This window comes from Bradyrhizobium sp. CSS354, from assembly GCF_029051725.1.
In the GTDB taxonomy this organism is placed as follows: Bacteria; Pseudomonadota; Alphaproteobacteria; order Rhizobiales; family Xanthobacteraceae; genus Bradyrhizobium.
In genome coordinates, this window is sequence record NZ_JAACFU010000001.1 from 526,291 (window position 1) to 545,437 (window position 19,147).

Sequence of the window (19,147 nt, forward strand, 5' to 3'; positions counted from 1 at the left end):
AGCGCAAGGTCATGCGGATTTCGACACGCCCCAGAAGAACGGCAGCGGCCCTTTCGTGATGCCGGAGACGTTCTTGCGCCAGGCCGTGTAGCTGAGGAAGAAGCCGGTCGGCGCGTAGACGACGTCCTCGAGCGCGACCTTGTTGAGGCGAGCGACCGCGGCCTTCTCCTCGTCGAGGTTCTTGGCCTCGAACCAGGACGTGACCTCCTTCTCGGTGCCGGGGCTGTTCGGCCAGCCGAACCAGGCCTTGTCGCCGTTGGCGCGAATGGCGGTATAGGGCGCCGGATTGATGCAGTCCGAACCCGCATGCCAGGTGTGGAACATGTTCCAGCCCCCCTGTCCAGGCGGCGTCTTCTGCGCGCGGCGGGAGCCGACCGTACCCCAATCGGTCGCGACGAAGTCGACATTCATACCGAGCTTCTTCAAGAGATCGGCGGTCACATCGCCGAACGCCTTGGTGATCGGCTGATCCTGCGCCACCAGACACGTCACCGGCTGGCCGGAATAACCGCTCTCGGCGAGCAGCTTCTTGGCAGCGTCGAGATCGCGCTTGCCCTTGAGGACCTCGCCGCCCGCCTCGGTGTAGAGCGGCGTATCCGGCGTGAAGAAGCCGGGGAGCGGCTTCCACAGCGAATTATCGTCGCCGACGAGCGCACGCATATAGTCTTCCTGGCTCATCGCCATCAGCACTGCGCGCCGCGCCCGCACGTCGTTGAAGGGCGGATACAGGAAGTTCATGCGGAACGAGCCGACATTGCCGAGGGGGTCGCCGATGTCGACGCTGACGTTCTTGTTCTTCTTCAGGACCGGGACGAGGTCCGCGATCGGGTTCTCCCACCAGTCGATCTCGCCGTTCTGCAACGCGGCCGCAGCGGTCGCCGGATCCGGCATCACGATCCATTCGACGCGGTCGATCAGCATCTGCTTGCCGCCAGCGAGCCACGACGACTTTTCCTGCCGCGGCAAATAGTCGGCGAACTTCTCGAACACGGCTTTCGCGCCGGGGACCCATTCGCCCTTGGCGAACTTCATCGGCCCCGAGCCGACATAATCGCCGATCTGCTTGAACGGGTCGGTCTGCGCAATGCGCTCCGGCATGATGAAGGCGCAAGGCGAGTTGTTCTTGCCAAGCGCATAGAGCATTTTCGGGAACGGCTGCTTCAGCACCCATTTGAAAGTGCGATCGTCGACAGCGGTGAGCTCCTGCTGCAGCGCCTTGAGCATCAGCCCCATCGGATCGCGCGCTGCCCAGCGGGTGAGACTCGCAACGACGTCCTTGCTCCGCACCGGCTCGCCATCATGGAATTTGAGTCCCGGCCGCAATTTGAACGTCCAGGTGGTGCCATCGTCGGTCACTTCCTCGGATTCGACCATCTGCCGCTGGGGCTGGAGCGCAGAATCGACGCCGTAGAGCGTATCCCAGACCAGCGCGGCGGCATTGCGCACGACATATTGCGTGCCCCAGATCGGGTCGAAATTGGCGAGATTTGCTTGCGGCACGAAGCGCAGGGTGCGCGCGGAGGCGCCTTGTGCGATCGCCGGGGCCGAAAGGCCGCTCAATGCCAGACCGCCCGCGCCGGCCAGTCCCTTCAATACGGTCCTGCGATCCATGTAATCCTCCCAATAGTGCCGTGATGCCGGCCATCGTTGGCCAAGAACAGGTGAAACCAGAGCTCATTGGCGTGCAAATGGTATGCCACTAACCGGGCCTTCGCCAGCGGGAGATCCGCACCATTTGGACCGGTCGAGACCTCAAAGCGCGGCCGCCAGTACCGGGCCGGTCTCGATATGCGGGATCGCCTCGACCAGCTTGCGCGTGTAATCGGTCTTGGGATTGTCGAACAGCGCCCGGCTCTCGCCTTGCTCCACGATGCCGCCATTGCGCAGCACGATGGTGCGGTCGCAGAGCATGCGCACCACGTTGAGGTCGTGGCTGACGAACAGCAGCGCGATGTCGTTCTCGCGCCGCAGGCGGTCGAGCAGTTGCAGCACCACCGCCTGCACGGAGACGTCGAGCGCGGCGGTCGGCTCGTCCAGCACCAGGAGCCGCGGCCGGCAGGCGATGGCGCGAGCGATTCCGACGCGCGCCTTCTGGCCGCCGGAGAGCTGATGCGGAAAGCGCGGCAACAGATCCAGCGGCAGCCCCACACGATCGGCGCAGTCTTCCACCCGCTTGCGCAGCGCATCGCCCCCACGCATGCCGTCGAGCCGCATCAAGGGATGGGCGATGCAATCGAAGGCGGTGAAGCGCGGGTTGAGGCTCTCGTTCGGATCCTGGAACACCATCTGGATGTCTTTGCGGAAGCGCGAGCGATGGAAGTCGCGCGACGCCACGTGGCCGATCGACTGCCCGTCGAACACGATCTCGCCTTCGCTCGGGTCGATCAGGCGGCAGATCATCCGCGACGTCGTGCTCTTGCCGGAGCCGGATTCGCCGACGAGGCCGACGCTCTCGCCGCCGGCCATCGTCATCGAGAAGTCCGCCACCGCCGCAGCGCCCTCGTCGAAGCGTTTTGCGAGCTTGCGCACTTCCAGCAGCGGCGGAGTTCCGTGGGCGAGCTCCTGCCTGGGCCTGCTGACGACAGCCGCATGGCGCTCCCGCTCCTCTTCCGTCACGAGGTCCTCGATTTGGGAGGTCGCAGTCGGCGACGCCGCCACCAGACGCCTGGTATAGGCGTGCTGCGGCGCGCCGAACAGCGTCCTGGGACTTGCCTCTTCGACGATGCGGCCGCGCTCCATCACCGCGATACCACGACAATATCGCGCCGCTAACCCGAGATCGTGCGTGATCAGGATCGTGGCCATGCCGCGCGCGGCGGCAATCTCCGCCAGGAGATCCATCACCACTTTCTGCGTGGTGACGTCGAGGCCGGTCGTCGGCTCATCGGCGATCAACAGCGCGGGATTGCAGGAAATCGCAATCGCGATCATGACGCGTTGACACATGCCGCCGGAGAGTTCGTGCGGATAGGCGTTCATCCGCGTTTCCGGATCGCGGATCTGGACGGCGCGCAACAGCTCCCGCGCCTCGGCGCGGGCGGCATCCTTCGATATCCGCTTGTGCGTGAGGATCGCGTCGGCAATCTGCAGGCCGATCGCGCGGATCGGATTGAGCGCCGCCCGCGGGTTCTGGAAGATCATCGACATCGCGGCGCCCTGGAGCTGACGGAGATCGTCGCCCCTGAGTTTTGTCACATCCTGCCCGCGAAACAGGATTCTTCCGCGAGTGACGCGCCCGGCTGAATCCAGGAGTCGCGTTGTGGCAAATCCGGTAACCGACTTGCCCGATCCGCTCTCGCCGACGAGGCCGAGCATTTCGCCGGCCTCGACCGCGAGCGTGACGCCGCGCACGGCCTCGACCAGTCCACGCCGTGTCGAGAACGAGACGTGGAGATCGTCAATCTCGAGGAGCATCTCGCTCATGTGCGCATGCGCGGATCGAGAATGTCCCGCATCCCGTCACCGAGGAGGTTGAAGCACAGCACGGCCATCATCAGCGCGAGGCCCGGAAAGGCCACCAGCCACCACCGCCCCGTCGAGATGAAGCGCGCCCCCTCCGCGACCATGATGCCCCATTCCGGCGTCGGCGGCTTGACGCCGAGGCCGATGAACGACAGGCCGGCCGCATTGAGAATGGCCCAGCCGAGGTTGAGCGAGATCTGCACCGCCATCGCCGGCAGGATGTTCGGCAGCAGGAAGCGCAGCACCACCGAGAAATGGCTCTCGCCGCAGGATCGCGCCGCCTCCACCCAGCCGACATTGCGCCGGACGTTGACCTCGGCGCGCGCGAAGCGGATGTAGAAGGGAAGATTGATGATCGCGGTCGCGATCACGATGTTCTCGATCCGGTTGCCGAGCGCCGCAACCATCGCCATGGCCAGCACGAACAGCGGAAAGGCCATCATGACGTCGACGAAACGGCCCACCGAACGGTCGAGCCTGCCGCCGGCATAGCCGCAGAAAGAGCCTACGACGGCGCCGATCACGAAGGAGATTCCGACCGCCGAGACCGCGATGGCAAGGTCGAGGCGGGCCGCAACGACGAGGCGGCTGAACACGTCGCGCCCGAGCTGGTCGGTGCCGGCTAGATGCGCCGCGCTCGGCGGCTGCAGGGCCTCCGAGACATTGGAGACGACGGGATCATAGGGCACCAGCCACGGTCCGAAGATCGCGACCAGGACAAACAGCAGGACACCCGCCGCGGCGACACCGGTCAGCGGGTTGCCGCGCAAAATCCAGACCGAATGGCGGAGGGTTGCGCTCGTCATCCGATCGACACCCTGGGATCGGCGATGCCGTAGCAGATGTCGACCACGAGATTGACCAGCACGAAGATGCCAGCCATCAGCAACACGAAACCCTGGACCGGCGCATAGTCGGACGACAGCAGCGCATCGAGCGCGTAGGAGGCGACGCCCGGCCAGGAGAACACCTTCTCCACCAGGACGTTCGCGCCAAGCATGGTCGAGAACACGATGCCGGCAATGGTGATGACGGGAAGGATCGCATTGCGCAGCGCATAGGTGACGACGACCTTCTGCCAGGATAATCCGACCGAGCGCGCGGTGCGCACGAAATCGCTGCCGAGCGAGACCAGCATCGAAGCACGCGTGATTCGCGCCAACGGCGCGATCACGAACAGGGCCATGCTCACCGCTGGCAGGATCAATTGCTTGCAGGCCGCCCACCAGCCCTCGATGTCGCCCGCGAGCAGGAAATCGATCGACAGGAACCCGGTGCGCTGCGGCGGCAGCGAGGTGAAGACGTCAATCCGCCCGGTCGGATCAGGCGCAAGACCGAGCAGATAGTAGAACACATAGATCAGCAGCAGGCCCGAGACGAAGGTCGGCACGCAGACGCCGAGCGCACAGAACAGTCGCACGCCGTGATCGACCAGCGATCCCGGCTTCAAGGCTGCGATCACGCCGAGCGGCACCGCCGCGATCAGCGCGATCAGGAGCGCCGTGAAAGTGAGTTCGAGCGAGGCCGGCAAACGCTCGCGCAAATCTTTGAGCACCGGCTGCCCCGTCATCATGGAGCGGCCCAGATTGCCGCGGCCGATGTCGGACAGATAGAACACGAGCTGCTCCGGCACCGACTTGTCGAGCCCCATCTGTTTGCGGATCTGCTCGATCTCCTCCTTGCCGGCATTGGGCCCCGAGGCGAAGAACACCGCGGGATCTCCGGGGAGGACCCGCATCAGCAGAAAGGTGAAGACCAGCACGCCGAACAACGCCGGCAGCGACGACAGAAGCCGCCTCCCCGCCCGCGCCACCGTGGCACCAAGTCCGGTCATCACCTTTCAGAGCCTCTGGCTTGCGGACATCACTTGCGGCTGACGTCGCGATAGTCGACCTGACGATGGAACTCGTAGGTATAGCCCTCGATCGACGATGCCATCACGGCGTCCTGGTTCGGCTGCCACAGCGGGATCTGCGGCATCTCGCTGAAGTGGATCGCGTTGAGCTTGCGGCCATCCTCCTCGTATTTGGCCTTGTCGGGCTCGAAGCGGGCCTCCTGCGCGATCGCGGCCAGCTCGGGATTGTTGATCGAGCTGTAATTCCAGCGCTGATTGCCGGTGTAAAAGTTGCGGTAGAAGTAATCGGTCGAGGGCAGCCAGGCGACGATGCCTTCCGTGAACAAAGGCAGCTTCTTCTCGTTGATCTGCGTCGACATCTGCGCATCCGGTAGCTTCTGGATGTCGACCTTGATCCCGATCTTGGCGAGCGATTCCTTCACGAGAGCCGCCATCGGCTCCGCGGTCGAGGCCTGACCGACGTTGAAGCTGAAGGTGGTCGAAAACCCCTCCGGGAGTCCTGCGGCTTTCAGATATTCCCTCGCCTTGTCGAGATCGGTCTTCACCGGCGCCTGGAACGGATAGATGCCGTTCAGCGGCTTGCCATCCGGCCATGTCGCACCGAACAGCGGGGCCCCGCGGCCGAACAGGGCCGCCTTGAACATGTCCTCATAGGGCAGCGCGAAGGCGATGGCTCGACGGACATTGACGTTGTCGAAAGGCGGGATCTGGTTGTTCATCGAGACGAAGGTGATCGAATTGTATTGCGGCGTCGAGACCACCTTGAGCTTGCCCTTGGCCTCGAGCGACTGCACGTCGCTGGCCTGGAGATCGACGACGAGATCGGCGTCGCCGCGCTCGACCAGATTGGCGCGGGTCGCGGGCTCCGGCACGGACTGCACGATCACGCGCTTGAAAAACGCCGGCTTGTCGGGCGAGCCGCGGTTCCAGGCCTCGTTGCGCTTGATGATCACCTGCTCGCCGGGCTTGAAGCTCTCGATCACGTAAGCGCCGCTGCCGGCAGTGTGCTCCTTCAGCCAGGCGGTGGCCCAGGGATCCTCAGGGGTCGCATGCTCCTTGGCTACCTTCGAGTTGATGATCAGCGGGTAGACCGTAGCGAGATTCGGCAGCGCGAGCTTGTCGGGTTTCGGCAGCGTCACTTCGATGGTAAGGGGATCGATCACCTTGAACTGGTCGGCGGACGTCAGCGATCCCGTCAGCAATTGTGCTTTGCCGAGGATGGGCGCGGTGACGCAACGATCGAGTGACCATTTCACATCCTCGGCGGTCACGGGCGAGCCGTCCTGGAACTTGGCATCCTTGCGCAGACGGAATGTCAGCTTCAGTCCGTCCGGGCTGACGTCGTAGGATTCGGCGAGTTCGCCGGTGATCTTGTCGAGATCGAACACCCATTTGCCGTTGAGCTGCTTGCGGCCGAACGCCACAAGGCGGTCGTAAGTGCTCATGCTCAGCGCGAAGGATTCGCGCGTCGAGCCCGGAATGTTGGGATCGAGCGCGTTGACGGATGCGCCGGTGACATAGCGCAGCGTCTCGGCCCTGGTTTGCGCTTGCGAAGGCGCGGTGGCGATGAGCAACAACGCGGTGGTGGCGAGCACGGAGGATGCCGACCTGAAAGACACAAAACGCATTTGTTTTCCCCAAAAATCTCGACAAGAACGCCAGCAAGGCAGGTTAAGAAACAAGCAAGTTGCGCGCCAGTCTTATGATGCGCGCTTGTGGACGCTTTGTCGCGGCGGCGCATGCACGATCATCGCGATTCCTCCATGTTTCGCGCTGGCCGCGTGACCACGGCCTGTGGCACGTCATAGGCGCGGAGCGAGGCCCAGTGCCGTTCGACATCGGCACGAAACAGGCCGCGAGTCAGGCCATTGATCAGCTTCGGCACCGCGGTCGTCATCGCGTTGATCGACGATCCCGACGGACCAAAACTCATGGTGGAGGCGATGGCGAAGAGATGGATGTCTGAAATCCACGGCGTCTCGCCCGCGACACGTTCGGTGAAGGCGTAATCGTCGGCGAGATAGGGAAAGCGGCCAAGCCGCGCGTTGCGCTCGCTTTCCGGGGGCTGGTAGCGGTCGGCCCAGGTTGCGATATTGCCTGCGAATGTGGCGAGCTCGGCGCGCTCGGCAAAGTTCATGTCGATGCCGGTGCCGCAGATGACGAAATCCGCCGTGATGGAGCCGCGCGGCGTCTGCAGTTCCACACCGTGATCGGTCTCGCGGGCCGCCTCGATTGGCGCGGCCTCGTGCAATGTGAAACTGGCGTGACGTGCGCAGCGATCGTAGGTTGGCTGCGGAAAGCCTTCGCGCATGTCGAGGATGGTGCGCATGAAGCGCCAGCGCCAGGCATCGTCGAGATCGCTGAGATGGCGCAGAAAGCCGCGGAAGGTCAGCCAGCGATAGGGCTGGATCAGCTGGATCTGTGCCCTCCGACACAGCAGATGCACTTCCGCCGCGCCCGCTTCCAGCGCGGTTGCAGCATTGTCGAAGGCAGATGCGCCGGCGCCGATCACGGCGACGCGCTTGCCGCGAAGCTTTTCGAAGTCAATGTCGTCGGCGACAGTTGCGACCGAGCCCACGGGCAGATGGCTCAGCGGCGCGGGGATCATCCAGTTCCCCATCCCCTCCTGCCCGGTCGACAGCACGATCTTGCGCGCATGGAGCGTCTCGACGCCATCGCCATGGTTCACGCGTGCAGCCAGTAAACCACCTGCCGCCGGTCGGATTTCCAGAAGCTCGCTCCCGTTGCGCACGGGCAAGCCGATCGTGCGCCGCAGCCAGAGCAGATACTCAGCCCAATGCTCCCTCAGGATCAGGTTCAGCGTCTGCCAGCTGTCCTTGCCGAAACGGGCCTCATGCCAGGACTGGTAGGTCAGGCTGGGGATGTCGAGGTCGGGTCCCGTATAGTCTTTCGGGCTCCGCAGCGTCGGCATGCGGGCATAGGTGAGCCATGGCCCCTCCTTCCCCTCCTCGGCCTTGTCCAGCAGCAGGATGTTGCTGACGCGGGAGCGCATCAGGCCGAAGCCGATGGCGATGCCGGATTGGCCGGCGCCGATCACGAGTACATCCAGCGCCGGCTTGCCGTCCGGCCCCGTCTTCGGTTCGAGCCAGGCGGCACCGGGATGCGCGATCCGCGCGAGATCGGCGCAAACGTTCATTTCGAGCTCTGTCAGCGCATCACTCATGCCGCGAGCCAGCCTCCGTCGACCACCATCACGGTGCCGGTCGTGAACGAGGACGCATCGCTGGCGAGATGCAGCGCCGCCTGCGCGATCTCCTCGGCCTGGCCGAACCGTTTCATGGCATGGCGATTACGGGAGGTTTCGCGCACCTCGTCCGCATTGGCGTGACGGGCAAAGCTGCGGCGAAGCATCGGCGTGTCGATCGCACCGGGCGCAATCGCGTTGACGCGAATGCCGTCGGTCGCAAAATCCACCGCCATCGTCCGCGTCAGGCTGACGATCGCGCCCTTGGCCGCGATATAGGCGCTGTTGCCCTTGCCGCCGGCAATCGCAAGCTGCGATGCCAGCGTAATGATCGAGCCGCTGTTCTGCCGCTGCATCTGCGGCACGGCCGCCCGCGCCCACAGCCAAGTGCCGCCGACATTAGTGCGGAACACCGCGTCCCAATCGGCAGGGTCCGTCGTCAACACGGTGCCGCCGCAGGAGAATCCGGCCCCGGTCATGAGAATGTCGAGCCGGCCGTGCCGTGCCACGACGTCGTTTGCAACGGCCTCGGCGAAATCGGCATCGCCGACATCGCCAACATGCGTCACGGCCTCGCCAACCAGGATCAGCGTCTCCTCAAGCCCTGCGGCATCGCGATCCACCAGAGCGAGATGCGCGCCCTCCTCCGCGAACAGCTTCGCGCTGGCACGGCCGATGCCGGAGCCGGCTCCAGTGATGATGGCCGTGCGCCCCTGCAGCCGCATGTCAGATCCACTCCTTGTGCTGCGTCAGCCAGGCGCTCATCGCGGCCGCCGACTCGGCGCAGCCGAACCGCGCCCGCCAGCCAAATTCATCCGCCATCCGCGTCACCGACAGCGGCGCGCGATAGGGTCCATGCCGCTTGATGACGGTTTTCTCCCCAGGCGCCGCGAGCCGGCATTGCAGGCCGGGATGCAACGCTGCATAGGCCTCGCCCCACTGCAGCGCAGGCCATAGCCCACCGCTGGAGATGTTGTAGAGCTGGTGGCGCGGCCGATCGGCTTCAATCAGCAGTGCCACTGCCTCGGCCGCATCCGGCGCGTAGATCCAGTCCCTCATGCCCGCTTCGGGCATGATCGCCGCCTCCCCGCGCGCGAACGCAGCCAAAATCTGGAACTGAAGGCTTGGCGTGTCGCGCACGGAGCTCGGTCGCTCCCACGGTCCGAACAGGGCGCTCAGCCGTACGCTCAGGAAATCGCCGCCAAAGAGTTCGGCATGGCGCGCGACAGATCGCTCCGACGTGAACTTGCTGATGGCATAGAACGAGACTGGATCGCAAGGCGTGTCCTCGTCCAGAATCTCGGCCCGCCCGCCCGTGGCGCCATAGGCCGATGCCGAGGAGAGATTGACGACCCGGCGCACGCCATGACGGATCGCGGCGAGCAGGATCGGGATCTGCGCCATCACGTTGATCTCGAGAACGCGCGCGGTCGATGCTCTCTCCAGTTCATCACCGGCTGTGATCGCCGCGCCGAGCACGATCGCATCAACGCCTTCGGCGATGAGGGCATCGATTGCATCTGCGTCGGTGATATCGCCCTGCACGGCTTTGAGCCGTGCGCCGTAGTCGGCAAGAGATCGCCGCGCGGAGGGCGGCAACTCTGCACGATCATACAGCGTCACGTCATGCCCGCGCGCGAGCAGCGCCTCCGCAACGTTGAGGCCGACAAAGCCGGTACCGCCGAAGATGACGATCTTCATCGCGCGCGATCCACCGTCACAGCAGCTTCGCCCCGAAATTCCGCTCCGGATCCATGTCGGCGACGAGCCGGCCGGTGGGCTTGGCCGCCTCGCCGCCGCTGCGTGCCAGGAACTGTCCGCTGCCAGCGCTCGCGAGGCGCTTGTTGCCGTCGATGATCACCCGGCCGCGCGACAGCACCGACACCGGCCATCCCTTCAACTTGCGTCCCGCAAACGGCGTATAACCGGCGAGGTCGTGCATCATCTCGTCGGCGATCACGGTCTCGCGATTGGGATCCCAGATCGCGATATCGGCATCGGCGCCGATTGCGATCGAGCCCTTGCGCGGATGCAGATTGTAGATCTTGGCCGGCGCCGTCGAAGTCAGCTCGACGAACTTTTCCAGGCCCAACCGCCCCTTCGACACCATTGCGTCGAACAGTAGCGGCAGCCGCAATTCCAATCCCGGCAGGCCATTGGCGACCTGCTTGAAGTTCGGATTGGGGCCGGCGCGCAGCTTGCCGGTCTCGTCGTAGCGATACGGCGCGTGATCCGACGAGATGGTCTGGAGATCGCCGAGCGACAGCGCCTGCCACAACGCCTCCTGATCAGAATGCGCACGGGGCGGCGGGCTGCACATCCATTTGGCGCCCTCTGCGCCGGGTTTGTCGAGATCCGCTGCGGTCAGGAACAGATATTGCGGGCAGGTCTCGGCAAAGACCTTCAGCCCCTGCCCCCGGGAATCGCGGATGACCTTGGCGCCCTCGGCGGTCGAGACATGGAAGATCATGATGGGCTGATCGATCAGCGCCGCCATGCCGATCAGCCGGGTAAAGGCCTCCGCCTCCGACACGCGGGCGTGGCTGACGGCGTGGTATTTCGGCATGGTGTAGCCGCGCGCAAGCAGGCGCTTCACCATCCAGGCAATGATGCCGTGGTTTTCGGCATGGGCACACAACATCGCGCCGGACTGGCGCGCGGCAAGAAGGATGTCGAGCAACGGCTCGTCATCGACCTTGAGCCGGTCATAGGTCATGAAAATCTTGATGGAGGCGTGGCCCTGCTTCACCAGCGCCGGAATATGCTCCTCGACCGTTTCCTTGGTCGCATCGGCGATGATCATGTGAAAGGCGTAGTCGATCACGGCGCCCTTCTTGGCGAGGGCGTGATAATCCTCCACCACCTGCGGCAGCTTCATGCCGACATGCTGGGCGGCAAACGGGATCACCGTGGTCGTACCGCCAAAAGCGGCCGAGACGGTCGCGCTCTCGAACGTGTCGGCGTTCATGATGCCGGCAGCGGACAATTGCTCGATGTGGGCGTGGCTGTCGACGCCGCCGGGCAGAACGAGCTTGCCGCGCGCGTCGATTTCGCGCTTCGCGGACGGAAGCCCGCGCCCGATAGCGGCGATGGTCTCGCCGGAGATGGCGACATCGGCTTCAAAGACGTCCGTTGTCGTCGCGACGCGCCCACCGCGAATGATCAGGTCGTAAGCGGGTTCAGTCATGAGGCACTCCATGATAGGCTCAAGCCAAGTGATCGAAATTTTGCAGGAAGACCAGCATGTCCCGACCGCGCATTCTCGTCATCAATCCAAATTCCAACCCTGCGGTGACGCAGGGGCTGGAGGACGCGCTGAAGCCGCTCGGCTTCGAGGGCGGCCCCGAACTGGTCTGCCAGACGCTGGCCGAGGGGCCGTTCGGCATTGAAAGCCAGGCCGATGTCGATGGCGTCGCCATGCCGCTGCGCCGGCTGGTCGAGGGCGACAACAGCTCGGCTGCCTTTGTCATTGCCTGTTACAGCGATCCCGGGCTTCAGGTCTGCCGCGAAGGCACCGACCGCCCCGTGTTCGGCATCGCCGAATGCGGCGTGCTGACCGCGCTGGCCCGCGCCGAGACCTTTGGCGTCATCGCGATCGCCCAGCGCTCGATCCCGCGTCACATGCGCTATCTCAGACAGATGGGACTGACCGACCGCCTTGCCGGCGAGCGGCCGCTCAACATGAGCGTCGCGGAAACCGCCTCGGGCGAAGGCACGCTGGCCAGGATGATCGACGTCGGCCGCGCGCTGCGCGACGAGGACGGCGCCCGCGCCATCGTGATGGGCTGCGCCGGCATGGCGCGCCATCGCCGTCCCCTGGAAGACGCGCTCGGCATCCCCGTGATCGACCCGACACAGGCGGCTGTCACGATGGCGCTGGGTACGGTGCAGTTCTCGAATCACTAGGCGTCCTTCAGCTCTTTGGCGTCCTGCCGCGCGAGCCATTGCGCGTGGCTCTCGCGGACAAGCGCGAACGTGTCCCGCTGCGTCGTGTAGAGATTGCCGAACATGCGACCGATCGGCCGGTAGGCGTCGAGGTCGACATACATGTTGGCCTCGTCGACGAGTCCCTCGCGGGCGTGAATCCGGAGCACCTCGCCGACCAGCAGTTCCCGATCGGGCGAGAAGGTCAGCGCGACATGGCGCCGGCATTCGAGCGCGAAGGGTGCTGCGGCGAGGCGCGGCACCTTCACGTCGATTGAGGGAAGGGTCGCGAGTCCTGCCGCAGCGACCTCGCTGTCGCCGGACGGAAAATCGACCGCGCAGTCGTTCATCGCCACCGACAGCGCCTCGTCCACCATGTGAACGACGAATTCGCCGTCGCGATGGATGTTGCGGGTGGTGTCCTTCGGGCTGTGATCCGGCTTGTGCTGGAGGCCGAGCACGATCAGCGCGGGGCTCTCCGAAAACACGTTGAAGAAACTGAAGGGCGCGGCGTTGACTGCCCCGTTCGCATCCAGCGTCGTCACCAGCGCAATCGGCCGTGGCACCACCACGCCGCAGAGCAGCTTGTAGCGATCGCGTGGATCGAGCTCGCGCAGGGGAATACCTGATGTGCCCTTGTCCGCCATCGACATCACTTCTCCGGCGGCGGCACCGCGCCGGTCTGGCTCGTGATCAGACCGTAATGCTCGATGCGGCGATGCTGCGCGAAATCAAAGATCGTGGTCTTGCCGAATGTGGTGGCATCGAGATCGCAGGGGTGGACCAGCAGCTCGTCCTCGTCCGTCTTCGCTTCGGCGACGATTTCGCCATTGGGATCGACGATCAGGCTGCCGCCAAACAGCGGGTGTCCGTCCTCATTGCCGGCCTTCGCCACTGCAACCACCCAGGTCGCGTTCTGATAGGCGCCGGCCTGCGCGGAGAGACGGTTGTGGAACAGGCGTTTCTCGACCCCCTCATCGCTCCTCTCCGCATTCACGGACGGCGTGTTGTAGCCGATCAGCACCATCTCGACGCCCTGCAAGCCCATCACGCGATAGGTCTCGGGCCAGCGCCGGTCATTGCAGATGGCCATGCCGATGATGCCGCCCAGCTCGCGCCAGACGTTGAAGCCGAGATCGCCCGGCTCGAAATAGCGCTTCTCCAGATGCTGGTGCGAACGCTTGGTGTCGTATTCCACATGGCCCGGCAGATGGATCTTGCGATACTTGCCAACGATCTTGCCCGCCTTGTCGCTGAGGATTGCAGTGTTGAAATGATGGCCGTCGGGCGTCAGCTCCGCATAACCAAAATTCATCGCCATCTGGTGCTGCGCCGCGCGCTCGAACAACGGCCGGGTCGCCGCATTCGGCATCTCGCGCTCGAACCAATTGTCGAACTCGGCCCGGTCCTCGACGTACCAGCGTGGGAAGAAGGTCGTGAGCGCCAGTTCCGGATAGACGATCAGGTCGGCGCCCTTGCTCTTGGCCTCCTCCATCAGCGCAATCATGCGCTTGACCACGGCCTCGCGGCTGTCGGCTTTCTGGATCGGGCCCATCTGGGCGGCGGCAACATTGACGATACGCATCAGCGATTTCCTGGTGATGTCTTGGGCCAAGCTAAAATTTCAATAATGTGCCGGCGCGCGGCAGCATAACGCAGCATCGCCCGGACTTTCCAGCCGGCGCCTGTACATCGGCATCGTGTGCGCTGCACCCTCATGTCTGTTCCGCATCGGCAACATCGAGACCGTGGTCCAGCGCGTCCAGAAGCTGCCCAGCCTCATGCTCGGAGATCACGAGCGGCGGCGCCAGGAACAGCGAAGTCTGCTCGCCGCTGGTCCCGATCACGGCACCGGCCTCCAGCGCCCGCTCCGCGACGCGCGAGGCGATCGGCACCTCGGTGGTGTCGGCATGCCAGGAGCGCCAGTCCGGGCCGTGCAGCTCCACGGTCCAGTGCAGCCCCTGCCCCGCCACGCGCTGCACGCTTGGATGTTTCTGCGCGACGGCGAGCAGGCGGCGGGCGAACAGCTTTTCGAGGCTCTTCACGTGCTCGAGAATTTCCTCTTCGCTGACGACCTTCAGGTAAGCGCTGACGGCGGCCATGCTGATCGGATGGCCGCGCAGCGTGCCGTAATTCTGCCAGCTCGTGCCCTTGAGCCGTTCGACGATGTCTTTCGACACCACGACCGCGGCAACCGCCGCCGCGCCGCCACCGAGCGATTTTCCCAGCGTCACGATGTCAGGACGGCTTTCGGCGCCCTGGAACGCGAACCAGCGACCGGCGCGGCCTGCGCCAGTCACCACTTCGTCGGCGATCCAGTAGGAGCCAGCCTGCCGCGCGCACCGCGCCACCTCGTCCTGATAGGCGCCGTCGTAATAGATGCCGCCCTGCGTGTAGTCGATGATCGTCGCCGCCGTGTCCGAAAGCAGGCGCGTGGCATCGGCCAGATATTCGCTGGGCCGGATGTTGTTGGCCTGCGCGCCGTAGATCGCGCCATCCGGCGCCGGCAATATCCGCACCGACGCCATCGGTGCCGGCAGCTTCGAGCCGCCCGAGTGCACCGCGAGGCCGCCATGCCATTGCGGCTGCACCGTCATGCTGCGCGACAGGCCGGTGATGCCGTGATAGGCGCGCTCGCGCGTTGCCAGCGCGGACCGCTGCGTCAGCGCCTGACAAAGCGACAGCGCCATATCGTTGGCCTCGCTGCCGCTGATGCAGAAGCGCACCGCACCGACCCAATCCTCCTCACCCTTGAACGCGATGGCCATTAAATCGTCCGCAGCCTGCTCGCGGCCGACCCAGGTCCACCCCTCGTTCACGACGGGCGTATCCGCGGCGCGGCGGATCGCCTCCACCATCGCGGGATGACGATGTCCGAGGCCGCCGCCGGTGTTGCTGCCGTCGATGAGCTTGCGACCATCCGACAGATGAAAATAGACGCCCTCGCCGCCGACCACGGCCATGGGCGCACTGTCGCCCGCGTTGAGCCCGGTTCGCAACAATCTGCTCATCGCAATCCCTTCATTGCGCGGCCTCGGCGCCGTAGCCACCGCCGCCGCAGGTCTCGATCGTGACGAGATCGCCTTGCTGCAGCACCAGGTTCGACTTGCCGTCGATCGCGACGTTGGCGCCCTGCCGGATCAGCGAGATGCGGCAGGCCTTGCCGGGCTCGCCGCCCTGCATGCCGAACGGCGCTATCACCATGCGCTCGATGCAGGTGGTCAGATGCATCGACGGCGCCAGGATGCGATAGGTGCGCACGACTCCGTCCCCACCGCGATGCGCGCCGGCGCCGCCGGACTGCCAGCGAATGGCCTGTTGCTCGACTTGGATCGCGTAATTCGCCTCGATCACCTCGACCGGCGTGTTCGATGTGTTAGACAGATGCACCCGCGTCGCGGAGATGCCGGCGCGATCGTGCCGCGCGCCCTCGCCACCTCCGTGGACCTCGTAGAGCATCTTCCATGAACCGTTCTGCCGCGGCTCGGCAAAAAACAAGACGCCGGCCGTTGTCGCCCCGCCCGCCGACAGACGTTCGGGAATAGTGTCCTGCATGGCGCGGAAGATCGCATCGACGATGCGCATGGAGGTCTCGTGATTGCCGGCCGCAACCGAGGCATTCCATCCCGGCTCCAGGATCGAGCCCGGGCGCGTGATGATGGTCAGCGGCCGCAGCGCGCCCGCGTTCTGGTGCATGTCGCGCCCGCTCATGATGCGCGCGGCATAGGCCACCGCAGAGCGCGCCATGAACGGTGTCGTGTTGCAGAAATTCGAGACGCGGTCGCAGCTACCCGAGAGGTCGAAGATTGCTTCGTCGCCCGCAATGGTGATCTTGACATGAATGCGCGCGGGCGCGTCGTCGACGCCGCCGTCGTCCAGATAATCCTCGCCCTCGTAGACACCGTCAGGCAAATCGCGCAACGCCTCGCGCATCTCGATTTCGGAGAGATCATGCAGGCGCGCCTGCGCCGCCGTGAAGACCGCCTTGCCGTGCTCGCGGCAGAGCTCGACGATGCGCTTCTCGCCGGCTTTCGTTGCGGCGATCTGGGCGAGAAGATCGCCCTCGCAGGATTCGGGATCGCGAACATTGGCCTTGAGCAGCTGCACGATCGGCGTATTGACGCCGGCTGCCGTGGCGATCAGAACCGGCGGAATTCGCATCGCCTCCTGGAAGGTGTCGATGGCTTTCGCAAAATAGCTGCCGGGCCATGTTCCCCCGATATCCGGCCAGTGCGCGAGGCTGACCGCGAACGCCACGATCTCGCCGTCGACGAAGACGGGGCGCACGACCTTGACGTCGTTGAGATGATTGCCGCCGAGCGGGCCGACATTGTAGATCAGTGCATCGCCTTCGTTCAGGCTGTCCCGCGGCACCACCTTCAGCAATTCGAGGACCGTATAGGCCATTGCGCCGAGATGAATCGGGATGTCGCGGCCCTGCCCGACCAGGTCGCCGCGGCCGTCCGTGATCGCCGACGAAAGATCGCCGGCCTCGCGCAGCAGCGGCGAACGGGCCGAGCGCGTCATCACCAGGCTCATCTCTTCGGCCGCGGCCGAGAGCCCGTGCCTGATGACCTCGACGACGAACGGATCGAGCTTCATGCGGCCCTCCGCGTCAGGAACAGATTGCCTGAAACATCCGGCCTTGCCTGCCAGCCGGGCGGGACCACCACGGTCGACCATGCGTCTTCAATGATGGCCGGGCCGCTGACGATCTCGGTCAGCGAAGCGCGATCGATGATGCTTGTCGCGACGTCGTGAAAGCCGTCGAACGAGCAGCTGCGCTCGCCGGTGGATACCGTCCTGACCGCGGTGGCCGGCCGGCTCACGACGGTGCTCGAGGGACGGCGTGCCTGCACCCGCACGGATTCGATGACGCAGCTCTCGCTCGTCGCATAGCCGAACAGCTCATGGTGCCGGGCCAGAAAATCCTTCTTCAGCCTGATAACATCGAGCGGTCGCGCGAACGGCACCGGAATAGCGTCGTTCTGCGCCGCGTAGCGCATCAAGGCCACCAGCTCGATCTGAATCTCGGTCGCGGCAACGCCGTTGGCAATCAGCGGTGCCGAGGCATCGTCGATCAGCACCCCGATCCGCTGGGACACACGGGCGACGTCGATGCCGTCGAGCGCCGCGCGCAAGGTTTGCTGCTGGAGGAAGCTGAAGTCGGCGGTGAGGCAGCCCAGCGCCGAAAACGCACTCGATGCGCTGGGAACGACGACCTCGGCAATCCCGTAGAGCTCGGCAAGGCCCGCGGCGTGCATCGGGCCGCCACCGCCAAAGGCGAGCAGCGTGCAGTCGCGACCGTCGATACCGCGCTCGACGGTGACGCGGCGGAGCGCACGGGCCATTGTCGCATTCGCGACCTTGATGATGCCGAGCGCCGTTTCGGTCAGGCTCAGCCCCAGAGTGCGCGCGATCGGCGCGATGACATCATTAGCCGCCTTGATATCGATTCCGATCCGGTCGCCGAGCCTGGTTTCGGGATTGAGATAGCCGAGCACGGCGTTGGCATCGGTGATGGTCGGCTCGGCACCACCGCGGCCGTAGCAGGCCGGTCCCGGCTCGGAGCCGGCGCTTTCCGGCCCGACGGTCAGGCCACCGGGACCATTGCGCACGATCGATCCGCCGCCCGCACCGATCGAGTGAACCGCGAGCATCGGCTGGCGCAGCGGCTTGTCGCCGAGCATGCGGCCGTCTGTCATCTCGGCCTGGCCGTCGACGATCAGACACACGTCGGTGGTGGTGCCGCCCATGTCGAACGTCAGCATCCGCGATGTGCCGAGTTGGCGTGCGATGCTGACCGATGCCGAGACGCCGGCCGCGGGGCCCGACATCGCCATCACCAGCGGCCGCCGCTTCACGGCCGAGATCGGGACCATGGCACCGGCCGAATGAAACACCTGCAGGCCGGGGCCGATCGGGAGGCGCTGCTCCAGTTCGCTGAGATATTCGACCGCGATCGGCATCGCGGCCGCGTTGAACACGGTCGCCGAAGTCCGCTCGTATTCGCGCGCCTCGGGATTGACCTCGTGCGACAGCGAGACGTAGGCGACGACGCCCTTGAGCCGCTCGCCGAGCATTTTCTCGTGCACCGGATTGGCATAGGCATGCAGCAGCGCGACCGCGACGCTCTGCACGCCGGTCCCCTTCAGCCAGGCGACCAGGCGCTCGATCTCCGCTTCATCCAGCGCCTTCAGCACCGTTCCCTCGTGGTCGAGGCGCTCGGCAAGGCCAAAACATCGTTCCGGCGGCACCAGCGGCGGCGATTTCGGCGGGACATCGAGACGATAAAGATCGCGGCGGCGATAGCGCGCGATCTCCAGCACGTCGGCAAAGCCTTCGGTCGCCACCAGCGCCACTTTCGGCAGCCGTCCCTCGACGATGGCGTTGGTCACACGCGTGGTGCCGTGGACGAAGCGCTTGACCTCGCTCTTGCGCAGGCCGACCGCCTCAATGGCCTCCAGCATCGCCTGAACCGGAGCCTGAGGTCGCGACGGCACTTTCGCGATCCGCGCCTCCGCGGGGGAGTGCCGGATTGCGATGATGTCGGTGAAGGTGCCGCCGATGTCGGTGCCGACCTCCCAGTGATTTTCGTCAGTGCTCATGTGTGGGTCAGCTGCGAACGACGTTCGAACCGGACGCCGGGTCCTTCCCGTCCATCGCCAGGTTCAATCGCAAACCGAGAGCGCTCATCATCA

15 protein-coding genes are annotated in these 19,147 nt (G+C 65.1%); 1 reads left to right on the forward strand and 14 read right to left on the reverse strand.

Going from position 1 to position 19,147, the window contains the following annotated elements:
• Window positions 1-9: 9 nt before the first annotated feature.
• From GWG67_RS02610 to hydA, 9 genes are all read right to left on the reverse strand, one after another.
• The gene (locus GWG67_RS02610) at window positions 10-1,611 is read right to left on the reverse strand and encodes an ABC transporter substrate-binding protein (protein WP_275167580.1); all 1,602 of its coding nucleotides are present in this window, start codon (window positions 1,609-1,611) and stop codon (window positions 10-12) included.
• A 141-nt stretch (window positions 1,612-1,752) separates the two neighbouring features.
• Window positions 1,753-3,423, reverse strand: a complete 1,671-nt coding sequence (gene nikE, locus GWG67_RS02615; RefSeq protein WP_275167581.1) for an ABC transporter ATP-binding protein — start codon at window positions 3,421-3,423, stop codon at window positions 1,753-1,755.
• On the reverse strand, window positions 3,420-4,268 hold the full coding sequence (locus GWG67_RS02620; protein WP_007608569.1) for an ABC transporter permease: 849 nt from the start codon (window positions 4,266-4,268) through the stop codon (window positions 3,420-3,422). Before GWG67_RS02620 ends, nikE begins: the two co-directional genes overlap by 4 nt.
• Entirely contained in the window at window positions 4,265-5,296 is a 1,032-nt protein-coding gene (locus GWG67_RS02625) for an ABC transporter permease (protein ID WP_275167582.1), read from the reverse strand. The genes GWG67_RS02620 and GWG67_RS02625 overlap by 4 nt, the downstream gene beginning before the upstream one ends.
• A 29-nt stretch (window positions 5,297-5,325) precedes the next feature.
• Window positions 5,326-6,945, reverse strand: a complete 1,620-nt coding sequence (locus GWG67_RS02630; protein WP_275167583.1) for an ABC transporter substrate-binding protein — start codon at window positions 6,943-6,945, stop codon at window positions 5,326-5,328.
• A gap of 119 nt (window positions 6,946-7,064) precedes the next feature.
• The gene (locus GWG67_RS02635; protein ID WP_275167584.1) at window positions 7,065-8,501 is read right to left on the reverse strand and encodes an NAD(P)-binding domain-containing protein; all 1,437 of its coding nucleotides are present in this window, start codon (window positions 8,499-8,501) and stop codon (window positions 7,065-7,067) included.
• Window positions 8,498-9,247, reverse strand: a complete 750-nt coding sequence (locus GWG67_RS02640) for an SDR family oxidoreductase (protein WP_275167585.1) — start codon at window positions 9,245-9,247, stop codon at window positions 8,498-8,500. Before GWG67_RS02640 ends, GWG67_RS02635 begins: the two co-directional genes overlap by 4 nt.
• Before the next feature lies 1 nt (window position 9,248).
• Window positions 9,249-10,223, reverse strand: coding sequence for an NAD(P)-dependent oxidoreductase (locus GWG67_RS02645; RefSeq protein ID WP_275167586.1), 975 nt, complete (start codon window positions 10,221-10,223; stop codon window positions 9,249-9,251).
• 16 nt (window positions 10,224-10,239) lie between these two features.
• Complete coding sequence (gene hydA, locus GWG67_RS02650) at window positions 10,240-11,709, reverse strand: dihydropyrimidinase (protein WP_275167587.1); 1,470 nt, start codon at window positions 11,707-11,709, stop codon at window positions 10,240-10,242.
• Between the two features lie 56 nt (window positions 11,710-11,765).
• On the opposite strand from hydA, the gene GWG67_RS02655 reads away from it, so the two are divergent.
• Window positions 11,766-12,428: an aspartate/glutamate racemase family protein gene (locus GWG67_RS02655; RefSeq protein ID WP_275167588.1), complete on the forward strand. Its 663-nt coding sequence runs from the start codon at window positions 11,766-11,768 to the stop codon at window positions 12,426-12,428.
• On the opposite strand, the gene GWG67_RS02660 is transcribed toward GWG67_RS02655, so the two are convergent.
• The 5 genes from GWG67_RS02660 to GWG67_RS02680 all read right to left on the reverse strand — a co-directional run bounded on the left by GWG67_RS02660 (window position 12,425) and on the right by GWG67_RS02680 (window position 19,054).
• Entirely contained in the window at window positions 12,425-13,093 is a 669-nt protein-coding gene (locus GWG67_RS02660) for a flavin reductase family protein (RefSeq protein ID WP_275167812.1), read from the reverse strand. The two genes, GWG67_RS02655 and GWG67_RS02660, sit on opposite strands and share 4 nt — an antisense overlap.
• A 5-nt stretch (window positions 13,094-13,098) precedes the next feature.
• On the reverse strand, window positions 13,099-14,031 hold the full coding sequence (locus GWG67_RS02665; protein WP_275167589.1) for an N-carbamoyl-D-amino-acid hydrolase: 933 nt from the start codon (window positions 14,029-14,031) through the stop codon (window positions 13,099-13,101).
• 130 nt (window positions 14,032-14,161) lie between these two features.
• The gene (locus GWG67_RS02670) at window positions 14,162-15,457 is read right to left on the reverse strand and encodes an aspartate aminotransferase family protein (protein WP_275167590.1); all 1,296 of its coding nucleotides are present in this window, start codon (window positions 15,455-15,457) and stop codon (window positions 14,162-14,164) included.
• Between the two features lie 10 nt (window positions 15,458-15,467).
• Window positions 15,468-17,048, reverse strand: coding sequence for a hydantoinase B/oxoprolinase family protein (locus GWG67_RS02675; protein ID WP_275167591.1), 1,581 nt, complete (start codon window positions 17,046-17,048; stop codon window positions 15,468-15,470).
• Complete coding sequence (locus GWG67_RS02680; RefSeq protein ID WP_275167592.1) at window positions 17,045-19,054, reverse strand: hydantoinase/oxoprolinase family protein; 2,010 nt, start codon at window positions 19,052-19,054, stop codon at window positions 17,045-17,047. The genes GWG67_RS02675 and GWG67_RS02680 overlap by 4 nt, the downstream gene beginning before the upstream one ends.
• Window positions 19,055-19,147 lie beyond the last annotated feature (93 nt).